Consider the following 13448-nt stretch of genomic DNA (forward strand, 5'->3'; position numbering starts at 1 on the left):
AAGCGGACATGAAAAAGACGCTCCAGATTTCAGTCTAAGCCTGCTTCCCATCCAAAGCCGCATCGCAGTTTTCGGATCATGCTGCAAATCTAGGGCATCTTCACCGCTTTCCATGACGCCATATGAAAACGGGATGGTCTAGCCTAACGCCATTCACGCCGGGAGCAAGCCAAGATCTTGGCAATATTCCATTTTTCAATGAGTCTGGAATATCTTGCCGGGGTTGAAAATCGCGTCGGGATCGAGCGCCTGTTTGACCTGGCGCATCAGATCGACGGCGCCGCCAAGCTCCTGTTCGAGAAACGACATCTTGCCCTGACCAATACCATGTTCGCCTGTGCAGGTACCGTCCATTGCCAGCGCGCGTCTGTTCAGCCGCGCAACGAAAGCCTCGACGGCGGCGATACCTTCCGGCGTCTTGTCGTCGAAGAGCACCAGGACGTGGAAGTTGCCATCGCCGGCGTGACCGACGATCGGCGCCAATAACCCGTGCTCCTCGATATCGGCCTGGGTCGCGGCAACACATTCGGCGAGTCTCGATATCGGCACGCAGACGTCCGTCGATAAGGCCGCGAGTTCCGGCGCCAAAGCACGCGACGCCCAATAGGCGTCGTGACGCGCCTTCCAGAGTTTGTTGCGCTCTTCGAGATTACTGGTCCAGACGAATTCTCCGCCACCGCATTCGGCAGCGATCTCGGCAAACTGCGCTGATTGCAGCGCGACCGTCTCGTCGGTGCCGTGAAATTCCAGGAACAAGGTCGGCTGCTCGTCGTAGGTCAAGCCGGAATAGCGATTGCAGGCACGCATCTGGACGGCATCCAGGAGTTCGATGCGAGCGACGGGAACGCCCATCTGGATTGTCATGATGACCGCATCGCAAGCTGCCTTCACACTCGGAAAGGCGCAGGCGCCGCCGGCGATTTTCTGCGGAATGCCCTGCAAGCGCAGCGTCACCGACGTCAGAACCCCGAGCGTTCCCTCGGCACCGACAAAGAGCCGGGTCAGGTCATAGCCCGCGGAGGATTTCCTGGCGCGGCGGGCGGTGCGGATCTCCTCACCATTGGCAGTGACTGCGGTGACGGCGAGCACATTGTCCTTCATCGTTCCGTAGCGCACCGCATTGGTGCCCGAAGCGCGCGTTGAGGCCATGCCGCCGATCGAGGCATTGGCGCCTGGATCGATCGGGAAGAACAGGCCGGTATCGCGCAGATAGTTGTTGAGCTGCTCGCGGGTGACACCAGGCTCCACAGTGCAGTCGAGATCCTCGGCATTCACTTCAAGGACGCGATTCATCCGGCTGAAATCGATCGAAATTCCGCCCTGCGGCGCGTTCACCTGCCCTTCGAGCGAAGAGCCCGTGCCGAAGGCGATGACCGGCACCTTATGCTCGGCGCAGGCCCTGACGACGGCCTGCACGTCCTCGCTCGTCTCGGCGAAAACCACGGCGTCGGGTAGCTGGGCCGGAATATAGGTGGTCGTATGGGCATGCTGGGCCCGAAAACTCTCGCCGGTCTGAAACCGCTCGCCGAAGGCTTGCTTCAGGATGCCGAGAACAGCGGCAATGCCCGCCTCGTTGCGTATCCCCGCCTTCGCATCAGCCAGAGCCATCTTTCCGATCTCCCATCGCAAGTACAAAAGGGAATGTTAACCCTTTTCGCGGTTCTATGGGACATCAGGAGGACGCTGTCCAGTCAGTAAAATAGCCTGGTTTCCGTGCAGCGGCTCTAAGGCGACTTCAAATCGATCCGCTTCAATTGCTCCCGGCAAGCGGTCGCACTTGCAGATCGAAACTCGACTTCACCACATTGTTGGAAACGATCGCGAGCGTGCTTTTTCCCGCCGGGCAAAGGTCGCTCGTGAGACGATATTCGTATCCGTTATTGAGAAAGGAAAACTGCCCGGCCATAACACCGGCCTTGCAGAGATCGGCGCCTCCCGCCGGCGTTGCAGCCAAGGGCGTGTAGTGCCCGCCGATCTGGATGGCATTCGACGTCTTCTTGTCGACGCCGATATAGTTCAGATCGCAGGAGGTCGTGATGCCAGCAACGCTGGTCGCTCCGTCTGCATTGCAGGTGCTGTAGATATAGACGTAGTTCTTGTCCGATTCGAACGCGACGCCATTGTTGAATTTCACTTCGGTCGGCTTACCGTTGAGCTGCGACGGCGTGCCGTCCTGCGATAAGCTGAGATTCCCGCCATTGTATTTGAACGCATAGCCGGAAACATGGCTCGCCGTGCCGTCAGCCTCATGGCCGTTGACCTCATTGCCGCTATAGATATCCGCCTTGTCGTGCTTATCATTGAGCACTACCAGCTTCACATCCTTGCAATCATAGTCGCCACCGCAGCGATCGACGATGAAGGCTTCATGGCCTTCGACCTGTAGGGAAAAGGCGGGGCTGCTTGGGAGAACGGCGGCTGACGACGCGATGGCCGCGAGGAGACGGCGCATTCTTAAACCAGCACGAGACTTCAGCGGTGCGATACCGGCTTTGCGACCCATGCCTGTCATCATACCCATCAAAGCCACCGTACCGACCTCTCTCTCGCCTGTATGGGTTGTATGAGGCAAGAGAGCCAGCCTGTCCAGCCAAGGATAACGAATGAAACAAACACACTCAGGCGAGGTGTTCGCCAATCCGCAAACGCGCAACTCAAACAGTTCCTAGGCTTGCATTGATATCCGCGAAAGGCTCCGGTCAATCCCGCATCGGCGCGCGTGCGGTCCCAAGCATTCCAATCCAAGCGCCCGGCGCCATGCCGAATGCCTTCTTGAAATGCCGCGTGAGGTGGCTTTGGTCCGCAAATCCCGTAGCGGCTGCGACTTCGGCGATCGGCTCGCCATCGGCGATCATTGCCTTGGCCCGCTGCAGCCGCCGCATCAGCAGGAAGCGATGCGGGCTGGTGGCGAAAGCGGCGCGGAAATGACGAGAGAGCGCAAAGCGGTCGAGGCCGGTGATGCGCTCCAGCTCCTCCGAGCGGACCCCGCGCATGGCATGCGCTTCCAGATAATCGCGCGCCGTCTTTGCCTGGCTCCAAGCGATGCTTCCCAGCGGCTTTTGCGGCAGACGCGCATGTGAGGCGAGGCCTGCAGCGACCCGTGAGACGAAATCATCGACAAAGAGTTCATCCAGCTCCCGATCGAGTTCGCCAAGCGCCGCCAGCAACAGGCCGGCGAGACGGTCGTCCTCGACCACGGGATCATCGACAAAGGGCAGTCCGATGCGTGCGGCTTCCATCAGCATCGACGGTTCGAGATAGAGCATGCGGTAGAGCAATCCATCGTCGGTCGCGGCCCCGCCGTCATGCAGCTCGTCCGGATGCAGGACGATCACCCGGCCCGGCAGGCTGTAGCGCCGCTGGCCGCGATAGCTGAAGGTCTGCACGCCGCGGATGGTGACGCCGAGCGCATAGGTATCGTGCCGGTGCGGCTCGAAGGCGTCACCGCGAAACTGCGCCTGAATGCGCTCGATACCGGGGTAAGCGGGTGCGGATACGATCCGGTTTGCTTCCGGCATCGTGCACGAACGTTCAAGACCTTCGAAGATATGGCCGGCAACATCCTCGCGCAAAGGCTCATTCCCAGACTGCATAAGAGAGATCACCAATGTTCAATACCAAAATCGCGATCGTTCTGCGAAGCAATCTTGCATCCTGGCAAAAACTGAACGTGACCGCCTTCCGATCGAGCGGCATTGTCGGTCAGTTTCCTGATGTCATCGGCGAGCCTTATCGAGACCGCGCGGGCAATCTCTACAACGCGCTGTCGATCCAGCCGATGATTGTGCTGTCCGCCGACGAAGAAACGATGAGCACGATTCATCGTCGATCACTGGAGCGAAACGTCACCTCCTCGATCTTCATCGAGGAAATGTTTTCGACCGGCCATGATGTCGCCAATCGCGCCGTCTTCTCCGAATTTGCGCCCGAGGATGCCAAGGTGGTCGGCATCGCATTGCGCGCGGACAAGAAGATCGTCGACAAGATCACCAAGGGCGCGACGATGCATTCGTGAAGAGCGTGAGGTCAAAACAAAACGGCCGGGTCGCAAAACCCGGCCGTTTTGTTTGAATGTCGATGTCAGATCAGCCGTTCTGGGTGATCGGCGCGATCTGGATTTCGACGCGGCGGTTCTGCGCACGGCCGGCTTCCGTGGCATTGGTGGCAACCGGCTGGGTCGGGCCGAAGCCGATGGCAGACATGCGGCGCTGATCGATGCCCTGGCTGCCGAGGTAGCTCGCAACCGAATCGGCGCGGCGCTCGGACAGATCCTGGTTATGCTGCAGGCTGCCGGTCGAATCCGTATGTCCGTTGACGTCGATCAGCGTGCGGTTGAACTTGCGCAGCACGATCGCGACCGAATTCAGCGTCGGATCGAATTCGGGCTTGATCGCATCCTGATCGACATCGAAGGTAATGGCCGACGGCATATTAAGGATGATGCGGTCGCCGACGCGCGTCACCGAGACGCCGGTGCCCTGCAACTGCGCACGCAGCTCGGATTCCTGCTGGTCCATGTAGTTGCCGATGCCGGCACCTGCCAGCGCACCGACGCCAGCGCCGATCAGCGCCGCGTTGCGGCGGGATGCCGGCGAGTGGCCGATGAGAAGGCCGGCAACCGCGCCGACGCCGGCACCGATCGCGGCACCGCCTGCCGTGTTGGATACTTTTTGTTCGCCTGTATAGGGATCGGTTGTCGTACATGCATTGAGAAAGGTTGCCGAGACGGCAAGGATGGCAAATTTCTTGATCATAGAATCGTCGCTCTCCGGTTCGATGGTCCCAGGAGATATGAAGCATTGCGGCAATATCATGAAGCGGAATTTTCACGCACCCACTGCCCACCTGCCCGGCCCTTGTTCCCGCGCGTTTTCCACCAAAACAACGGGTCAGAGCAAATTGGATCGTCTCCGCTGATTTCTGTCTGTTTCGCTTGGAATCCAGAGATTTACGCGATCAGAGATTTTGGAAAAGCTGCCTCACCGTATCGTAGCTCGCATTGGCAATCGACAGCGATTGCAACCCTAGTTGCTGCTGCGTCTGCAGCGCCAATACCCTGCTGGATTGCTTCTCCATGTCGGCATCGACCAGCTTGCCGACGCCGCTGGTGAGCGAATCACTGAGATTGCTGGCGAATTGGTTTTGCAGGCTGACACGCGTTTCCAACGAGCCGAAGGCCGATCCTATGGTGTTCAATTGATGCAGCATGGCGGTGACGGTGTTGACCATATCGGTCACGGCGCCTTGTGTCGTATTGGCGTCAAGCGAGATTTCCACCTGCCCGCTGGTGTCGCCATTTTTGCTGCCGATCAGCACATAGTTTTGGGCAGCTCCCGCTTCCGTCGCAAAAGCGGTGGAGGTCAGCACACCATAGCCGCCGGTGCCGCTTGACTGATCGTCGATCAGGTATCGTGCATCCGTCGATACGATGGGCCCACTGGTCGAGCTGACACCCTCGTAATTCAGCATGCCGATCGAGACCGTGCCATCGGTGTGGTGGATGAGGGAACCTGGGATCTCATGCGGCTCCGTCGGATCCTCACCGTCCTGGAGCATGACCCAGTTGACGCCGTTGAAGCTCGCCGACTGACCGACGCTGCGAAGCTGGTCCTTGAGTTCGCTGATCTCGTCGTTGAGCTTGGTCTTGTCGACGCTGCCCTCATAGGCCGTCACCAATTTCGACCTGATCTGAGTTACGATATCGATGGCACTCGTGATGCCCGTAGAGGCGGTGCTGACCGTGGCAGCTGCAAGCCCCAGCGCATCCTGTACTGCCGAGACGGCGCCGATATCGGTGCGCGTCAATGTCGAGATCGTCCAATAGGTGGCGTTGTCCTTCGCGGTCTGCACACGCAAGCCGGACGACATCTGACGCTGAGCGACATTCAGATTCGCCTGCGTGTTTCGAAGGACTTCAAGGGCTGTACTGACAGGGGAACTCACCCTTATGAAGGTCGAAAAAATACTCACGGCACACGGACTCCGGACACAACGATACACAACAAGTACAAGGAGACATTGGAACCATGCCACGGGCACTCATGCACGCGGGCCGACCAAAGTCGGCGAAGGTGAGCCTGGCAAAAACAGCGCCTGAACTCGAGCGGTTACAGGTACCTATGATTAGCAATCACGCTTAATAAAGCGATAATCGAAACTGCCGATTTACCATAGATCGCCCCTCGACCCGAAAATGATTATCGCGTTCAGGTTGCGGTCACTCCGCCGCCCTGAGCTTAACTCCCTTCGCGCGCAATGCCGCTTCCGACATCTCGTCGTGCAGCCGCCGCTCCTCATGTGCCTGCGGCTTGGCGAAGCGGGCAATCAGGAGGTAGGCGACGGGGGTGATGTAAAGCGTCACCAAAGTCGCAAAGCCGAGGCCGCCGACGATCACCCAACCGAGCGCGATACGCGCTTCCGCGCCCGCGCCATGGGCGAATACCAGCGGCACGCCGCCAAGGATCGTCGCGATCATCGTCATCATGACCGGGCGCAGACGCAGCGCACAGGCTCTTTCGATCGCCTCCCGCACCCCCTCGCCCTTGTCGCGAAGCTGGTTGGCAAATTCCACGATCAGGATGCCGTTCTTCGCCATGACACCGACAAGCAGCACCAATCCGATCTGGCTGTAGATGTTGAGGCTGGAACCGGTGATGACGAGCGCGAAGACCGCACATGCAAGGCCGAGCGGGACCGTCGACATGATGATCAGCGACGACAGCACGCTTTCGAATTGCGCCGCAAGCACCAGGAAAATGATGACGATGGCAAAGCCGAAAGTCAGCGCCATGCCGCTGGAATTCTCCTCTAGCGTCGCGGCCTCCGCAAGAGGGATCAAGCGCGCGCCGGGCGGCAAAAGCGGCGCGGCAATCGCCGTCACCTGCTCGACCGCCTGGCCGAGCGACATGCCGGGTTTCAGGCCGGCAGTGATGGCGACGGAGGCAAGCTGCTGCTCGCGGGTGAGCTGCGGCGCAACCGCTCCCTCCTTCAGGCTTGCGATAACCGACATCGGCACGATCTTGCCGTCACCGGTTTTCAGGAACACGTTTTCGAGATCGGTCGGATCATCGATCGGCCGCATGGTCGACGTCAGCAGCACCGGATAGGCCTCGCCCGCGACAAAGACATCGACGACCGAACGTCCTTCGAGCAGCGATTGCAGCGCCGTCGACATGCCGGTGATATCGATGCCGAGATCGGAGGCGCGCTCGCGATCGATCGCGACGGAGACCTGCGCCTGCGTCGGTTCGTTGTTCAGGCGCGGCGTATCGAACTGGCCCGTGGCGTCCAGAGCGTGCACAAGCTTCAGCGCCGCCTGCGTCAACGCCTCGTCGTTGCCGGTCAGTGCCATCTGCACGCCGCTGCCAGCACCACGGATACGCAGGCTGTTCGACTGTATGACGTTGCCGCGCAGCGCCGGCACACGGGCCATCGCCCGGTTGATATCGCCGACGATTTCAGTCTGCGTACGATGGCGGTCGCTCCAAGGCGCGAGCGTCAATACCATGAAGCCGCTGTTGGCTGCGCCGTTCTGGCCGGAAATCGCATAGATATTGTGGATATCGCCGCTATCCATCAATGGCTGCAGGTTCTCTTCGACGCGCTGCAACTGGTCCCTGGTATAGTCGAGGCTGGCGCCCTGCGGGGTCGTCAGCCGGAGCATGACCATGGCGCGATCCTCGCTCGGCGTCAGCTCGCTCTTGACGCCCATGAAGGCGAGAACCGCGGCGGCGGAAAAAATCGCGCAGAAGACCATGACCACCAGCGGCGCATTCAGGCAGGCGCGGAGCGTGCGGCGATAGACACCGGAAAACAGCTCGCCGAACCGACCGAGCATGCCGTGATCCTCGCGCATCTCCTTGGTTAGCATGCGCGAGGCCAGCATGGGACACAGCGTCAGAGCGACGATGGACGATAGACCGACGGAGAAGGCGAGCACGAAGCCGAATTCGCGAAACAGCCCACCCACCTGCCCCGGCAGGAAGGACAGTGGAATGAAGACGGCGGCGAGGGTCGCGGTTGTTGCAATGACCGCAAAGAAGACCTCGCGCGTGCCGAGAACGGCGGCCGCCCGCGGCCCCATTTTTTCCGATCTGCGCCGTACGATGTTTTCGAGAACAACGATGGCGTCGTCGACCACAAGGCCGGTCGCAAGCACGATCGCCAGCAGCGTCAGGATGTTGACGGAGAAACCGACCATATAAAGCGCCGCCAGAGTGCCCGTCAGCGCCACCGGCATGGCGACGGCCGGGATCAGCGTCGCGCGCCAATCGCGAAGGAAGAGGTAGATCACGACGGTGACGATCAGAGCCGACAGCACCAGCGCCAGCACCACCTCATGGATCGCGCCCTGAATAAACACGGCATCATCGCTGGTGATTGCGATACGGGTTCCCTCCGGCAGCGACTTCGACAATTGCGCCACCACGGCCTTCACGCCATTGGAAATGTTCAGCGTGTTCGACTGCGCTTGGCGGATGATGCCGAGCCCCACGCCCTGTACGCCGTTGGAGCGCAGCGCCGTCGTCCCGTCGCGCGGCCCCAGCGTTACGGTTGCGACATCGGAAAGGCGGATGCGGTCCTTGATGATCAGCCGCGAGAAATCCTCAGGCGTCTGCAGCGCGGCCGTGGCACGCACGACAATATCCTGCCGCGAGCTCTTCAGCGATCCCGCCGGCACATCGAGCGCGGCCGTGGCGAGTGCCGTCGTCAGATCGCCGATCGTCAGGCCGCGACCCGCAAGGGCAGCCTGATCGACATCGATGCGGAATACCTTCTCCTGGTCGCCGTAAAGCTCGACATCGGCAACACCGTCAACCGCGGCCAGCCGGTCGGTGATTTCGTTGTCGACCAGTTGTGTCAGGTCATCCATGGTCAGCGCATTGGAGGTCACGGCAAGGCGCATGATCGGCTGCGAATCCGAATCCGCCTTGACGATCTGCGGCGCATCCGCCTCTTCAGGCAATTGCTCGGTAATGCGGCCGATGGCGTCGCGCACATCATTTGCGGCAACGGAGAGGTCGGTGGCATCGGAAAATTCAAGCGTCACGCGGCTCTGGCCGAAAGACGAGTTCGAGGACACCGATTTCAAGCCGCTGACACGGGCGACAGCGCCTTCGATGACCTTGGTCAGTTCCTGGTCCACCGTCTGCGGCGCAGCGCCGTCAAACATTGTCCGCACAGTCACTACGGAGCGGTCGACATCGGGCAATTCACGTACCTCGACGCCGAAATAGGCGGCAAGGCCGGCAACCACCATCAATGTATTGAAAACCAGCGCCAGGATTGGCCGGCGCACAAAGAGCGCGGTGAAACTCTGTTTGCCCCAGCCACCCTCGGCAACGTCGCTGGCGTCGCTCTGATGCCCCATCATTGCGTGACGACCTCCGCCGCCTCGGCGACATCGCGGGCAAAGCGCACCGCGCCACCCTCGGTCACGCGCTGCAACCCTTCGGTGACGATCAGGTCGCCATTCCTAAGATCGGCACGAACCAGCACCGCGTCCGGATTGCGCTGCACGACATTGACGCGGACCTTGGATGACTTGCCGTCGACGACGCGCCAGACATAAGAGCCTTCTGCGTCCCATTGCACCGACAGCGGATCGACGGAAGGATAGGTCTCGCCGGCAAAACGCATTCCGACATTGAAGGACATGCCGGCACGCAGTTCGTCGGACGCATTGTCGATACGGGCGCGGATACGCAGTGTCCGGCTGGTGCCGTCGACGCGATTGTCGACTGCCTCCACCACGCCGGAGAAAAGCCGGCCCGGCCGCGCCACCGATGTCGCCTCCACCGGCTGGTCGACCTTGACCGTGTTGGCGAAACGCTCCGGCACCCAATAGTCGACCAGGATTTCCGAACGGTCGTCGAGCGTGACGATGCTGGTGCTCGTGGTGACGTTGTCGCCGATGACGACGGGCACGATGCCGACAATGCCGTCGATCGGCGCAACGATGTCCCGGCGCTTCAACGCCAGCTCGGCCGACTGCACCGCCAGTCTTGCGCCCTGTTCGGCGATCTCGGCGTCGAAGACATCCATGCGCGACACGCTGGATTTGATGTTGTGATAGAGCTGCGATTTCTCGACCGCGCTCTTCAGCGTCACTTCTGCCTGGCCACGGGCGATGATTTGCTCATCATTGTCGAGGCGAGCCAGGACCTGGCCCTGCTTTACCCGGTCGCCGGACTTGATGAGGATCTCGCGGATCATGCCTGTCGCCTGCGGCGTGACAACGACGGAACGGATGGCATCGCCGGTGCCTATGGCGCTCAGACGATCGTTGACAACGCCGCTGACGACGGCCTTGGTCACCACCAGCGGTGTATTGGCGCCGCGCCGCTTGCTGCCGGCGGCGGCATTACCCTCTTCGGCACCCTTTCCAACCTCGGCCGGCGTAACCGCCGCCACCCAAGATTGGGGAACGCCGATTTTCGTCAGTAACCCGGCCGTGCCGGGCAGGAAGATCACCGCCGCGGCGCAGGCGGCCACGAGCAGGATGAGAGATAAGAAAAGCTGCTTCCAGGCGGTCATGCACGTCTCCGGCTCGGTTTGTCAGAGGCGATGAAATCGCGTCGTAAATTCAGCGTGGTTTCCCCAAAATTCTTCAGGTTTATCGAGGCCAGGCTATGGGCGGAGTGGCGATATGCCGCACGATTCCACCCTATTTTCAGCAATATCGATCTTTCGCCATTCAGCGGCAAGATTTGCGCTGCATTATGACGAAGTTGTAATGTTGTCGCGAACAACGGTACGTTTCGGTGCTCGCTGGTAGAGGCCGGCAAAAGCTGCGAAACGGCTTGTGGAAAGGCTTGTGGAAAGGCTTGAACACCCAGAAATGTGCACTTTTTGTTCTATTTTTCGGCCGTTTCTTTTGCCTTTCAGGGCAGAATCATTACATTGAGCCGCATGACCATCGGACATGACGACATTCCCTTCTTTGACGAGGAGCCGGAGCACGCGGCGCCGCGTCGACCCGCCCCTGCCCCCGGCATGGGTGGCGGTATTGCCGCCCGCGCCATGGCGGCGCGCGACAATAGCCGCCGACCCGACTATCTCGCCGGGCTCAATCCGGAGCAGGCGGAAGCGGTCGAGACGCTGGATGGGCCCGTGCTGGTGCTCGCCGGCGCCGGCACCGGCAAGACGCGGGTGCTGACGACCCGCATCGCTCATATCCTTTCCACCAATCGCGCTTTCCCTTCGCAGATCCTCGCCGTCACCTTCACCAACAAGGCCGCGCGCGAGATGAAGGAGCGTATTGCACTGCTCGTCGGCGGTGCTGTCGAGGGCATGCCCTGGCTCGGCACTTTCCATTCGATCGGCGTCAAGCTGCTGCGCCGTCATTCCGAGCTGGTCGGCCTTTCCTCCAGCTTCACCATTCTCGACACCGACGATGTCGTGCGCCTGATCAAGCAATTGATCCAAGCCGAGGGACTGGACGACAAGCGTTGGCCGGCCAAGCAATTCGCGGGGATGATCGACACCTGGAAGAACAAGGGTCTCGGCCCCGCCGATATTCCGGAAGGCGATTCCCGCGCCTTTGCCAACGGCAAGGGCCGAGAGCTGTATGCCGCCTACCAAAACCGCCTGAAGACGTTGAACGCCTGCGACTTCGGCGATCTCCTGCTGCATCCGATCAATATGTTCCGACAGAATCCTGATATATTGAAGGATTATCACCAGCGTTTTCGCTATATCCTTGTCGACGAATATCAGGACACCAACACCGCGCAATATATGTGGCTGCGTCTGCTGGCGCAGCGGCCGAAGGGCGAACTGCAGAATGTCTGCTGCGTCGGCGACGACGACCAGTCGATCTACGGATGGCGTGGCGCTGAGGTGGACAATATCCTGCGCTTCGAAAAGGATTTTCCTGGCGCCAAGGTCATCAAGCTGGAGCGCAACTACCGCTCCACCGAACACATTCTCGGCGCCGCCGCACACCTCATCGCCCATAACGAGGGACGGCTCGGCAAGACGCTGTTCACCGACCGCTCCGATCCGAATGATATCAAGGTGCAGGTGCACGCCTCCTGGGATTCCGAGGAGGAAGCGCGGGCAATCGGCGAAGAGATCGAGCAGCTTCAGCGCAGCGATTCCAGCGGTGTTAGGCACAATCTCAATGACATGGCGATCCTCGTGCGCGCCTCCTTCCAGATGCGCGAATTCGAAGACCGCTTCGTCACGCTCGGCCTGAACTATCGCGTCGTCGGCGGCCCTCGTTTCTACGAGCGCCTCGAAATCCGCGATGCCATGGCCTATTTCCGCCTCGTGTGCCAGCCGGCCGACGATCTCGCCTTCGAGCGCATCATCAATACGCCGAAGCGCGGCCTCGGCGACACCACAGTGCGCGCTTTGCACGATTATGCGCGGGTACGTGACATTCCGATGCTGGCGGCAGCAGCCGATATCATCGAGACGGACGAGATGAAGCCGAAGCCGCGCAAGGCGCTGTTCGACGTCGTGCAGTCCTTCCGCCGCTGGCAGGGCCTGCTCGAAAACACACCGCATACCGAGCTTGCCGAGCAGATTCTTGAAGAGTCCGGCTATACCGACATGTGGAAGAACGACAAATCGGCGGAAGCACCCGGACGGTTGGAAAACCTTAAGGAACTCATCCGCTCGATGGATAGTTTCGAATCCATGCGCGGCTTCCTCGAACACGTCGCCCTAGTCATGGATGCCGAGCAGAACGAGGATCTGGATGCGGTCTCGATCATGACGCTGCACTCCGCCAAGGGGTTGGAATTCGATACCGTCTTCCTGCCCGGCTGGGAGGAAGGTCTATTCCCACACCAGCGCTCGCTCGACGAAAGCGGCCGCGCCGGCTTGGAGGAAGAGCGCCGCCTCGCCTATGTCGGCCTCACCCGCGCCAAGCGCCGCTGCCACATCTGGTTCGTCTCCAACCGCCGCATCCACGGTCTCTGGCAATCGACCATTCCTTCGCGCTTTCTCGACGAACTGCCGGAAACGCACGTCGAAGTCGCCGAAATGGAACAGTCCTATGGCGGGTACGGCCGCGGAGGCTACGGCCAGTCACGTTTCGACAAGGCCGATCCCTTTGCCAATTCCTATTCCACCCCGGGATGGAAACGCGCCCAGGCCAACAAGACCGACGCAACCCGCGACAACTGGGGCTCCCGCTCCGGTCACGCCGTCGAACGCATTGGCTACGGCGAAAGCGGCCCCAAAACCCGCACCATCGACGGCGAACTCGTCGCCAAATCCACCTCCACCGAACCCTCCCGCTTTTCGATCGGCGACCGCGTCTTCCATATCAAATTCGGCAACGGCAATGTGTCGGAGATCGAGGGCAACAAGCTGACGATCGATTTCGATCGGGCGGGGCAAAAGCGGGTGTTGGATGGGTTTGTGGAGCGGGTGTGATCGGATAAGGTCGACTATCTGGTTTGGGACCAGAGGTCGCTTACTGACACAAGTCGCGA

Annotated in this window: 9 protein-coding genes; 2 read left to right on the plus strand and 7 right to left on the minus strand. The window is 60.5% G+C overall.

All coding sequences use genetic code 11. The features are described from left to right. Positions 1 to 195: 195 nt before the first annotated feature. The 3 genes from K290_RS0113115 to K290_RS0113125 form a co-directional block, all read right to left on the minus strand. Positions 196 to 1608 (minus strand): FAD-binding oxidoreductase, encoded by a 1413-nt coding sequence (locus K290_RS0113115; RefSeq protein ID WP_028752351.1) that lies wholly within the window; start codon positions 1606 to 1608, stop codon positions 196 to 198. Positions 1609 to 1750: 142 nt separating this feature from the next. After that, positions 1751 to 2521, minus strand: a complete 771-nt coding sequence (locus tag K290_RS0113120; RefSeq protein WP_028752352.1) for a hypothetical protein — start codon at positions 2519 to 2521, stop codon at positions 1751 to 1753. A gap of 178 nt (positions 2522 to 2699) precedes the next feature. Beyond that, the gene (locus K290_RS0113125) at positions 2700 to 3593 is read right to left on the minus strand and encodes an AraC family transcriptional regulator (RefSeq protein ID WP_028752353.1); all 894 of its coding nucleotides are present in this window, start codon (positions 3591 to 3593) and stop codon (positions 2700 to 2702) included. Positions 3594 to 3607: 14 nt separating this feature from the next. Between K290_RS0113125 and K290_RS0113130 the strand changes: the two genes are divergently transcribed. Further along, entirely contained in the window at positions 3608 to 4015 is a 408-nt protein-coding gene (locus K290_RS0113130) for a DUF2000 family protein (RefSeq protein ID WP_028752354.1), read from the plus strand. A gap of 70 nt (positions 4016 to 4085) precedes the next feature. On the opposite strand, the gene K290_RS0113135 is transcribed toward K290_RS0113130, so the two are convergent. The 4 genes from K290_RS0113135 to K290_RS0113150 all read right to left on the minus strand — a co-directional run bounded on the left by K290_RS0113135 (position 4086) and on the right by K290_RS0113150 (position 10536). After that, the gene (locus K290_RS0113135; protein ID WP_028752355.1) at positions 4086 to 4754 is read right to left on the minus strand and encodes a YiaD family glycine zipper/OmpA-like lipoprotein; all 669 of its coding nucleotides are present in this window, start codon (positions 4752 to 4754) and stop codon (positions 4086 to 4088) included. Positions 4755 to 4956: 202 nt separating this feature from the next. Continuing rightward, entirely contained in the window at positions 4957 to 5970 is a 1014-nt protein-coding gene (locus K290_RS0113140; RefSeq protein ID WP_028752356.1) for a flagellin N-terminal helical domain-containing protein, read from the minus strand. Between the two features lie 247 nt (positions 5971 to 6217). Next, positions 6218 to 9373, minus strand: a complete 3156-nt coding sequence (locus K290_RS0113145) for an efflux RND transporter permease subunit (protein WP_028752357.1) — start codon at positions 9371 to 9373, stop codon at positions 6218 to 6220. Continuing rightward, positions 9370 to 10536 carry an efflux RND transporter periplasmic adaptor subunit gene (locus tag K290_RS0113150; protein WP_028752358.1) on the minus strand — a complete coding sequence of 389 codons (1167 nt, stop codon included), beginning with the start codon at positions 10534 to 10536 and terminating at the stop codon, positions 9370 to 9372. The genes K290_RS0113145 and K290_RS0113150 overlap by 4 nt, the downstream gene beginning before the upstream one ends. Before the next feature lie 375 nt (positions 10537 to 10911). Here K290_RS0113150 and K290_RS0113155 point away from each other — a divergent pair, with 375 nt between their 5' ends. After that, entirely contained in the window at positions 10912 to 13389 is a 2478-nt protein-coding gene (locus tag K290_RS0113155; RefSeq protein ID WP_028752359.1) for an ATP-dependent helicase, read from the plus strand. The last annotated feature ends 59 nt before the right edge of the window (positions 13390 to 13448 follow it).

It is taken from the genome of Rhizobium leucaenae USDA 9039 (genome assembly GCF_000426285.1).
Lineage (GTDB): Bacteria > Pseudomonadota > Alphaproteobacteria > Rhizobiales > Rhizobiaceae > Rhizobium > Rhizobium leucaenae.

What these genes read in the sequence shown, in the direction of transcription:
- K290_RS0113115 (WP_028752351.1), bottom strand. Translation starts at nt 1,608, where the DNA reads ATGGCTCTGGCTGATGCGAAGGCGGGGATACGCAACGAGGCGGGCATT.
- K290_RS0113120 (WP_028752352.1), bottom strand. Translation starts at nt 2,521, where the DNA reads ATGGGTATGATGACAGGCATGGGTCGCAAAGCCGGTATCGCACCGCTG.
- K290_RS0113125 (WP_028752353.1), bottom strand. Translation starts at nt 3,593, where the DNA reads ATGCAGTCTGGGAATGAGCCTTTGCGCGAGGATGTTGCCGGCCATATC.
- K290_RS0113130 (WP_028752354.1), top strand. Translation starts at nt 3,608, where the DNA reads ATGTTCAATACCAAAATCGCGATCGTTCTGCGAAGCAATCTTGCATCC.
- K290_RS0113135 (WP_028752355.1), bottom strand. Translation starts at nt 4,754, where the DNA reads ATGATCAAGAAATTTGCCATCCTTGCCGTCTCGGCAACCTTTCTCAAT.
- K290_RS0113145 (WP_028752357.1), bottom strand. Translation starts at nt 9,373, where the DNA reads ATGATGGGGCATCAGAGCGACGCCAGCGACGTTGCCGAGGGTGGCTGG.
- K290_RS0113150 (WP_028752358.1), bottom strand. Translation starts at nt 10,536, where the DNA reads ATGACCGCCTGGAAGCAGCTTTTCTTATCTCTCATCCTGCTCGTGGCC.
- K290_RS0113155 (WP_028752359.1), top strand. Translation starts at nt 10,912, where the DNA reads ATGACCATCGGACATGACGACATTCCCTTCTTTGACGAGGAGCCGGAG.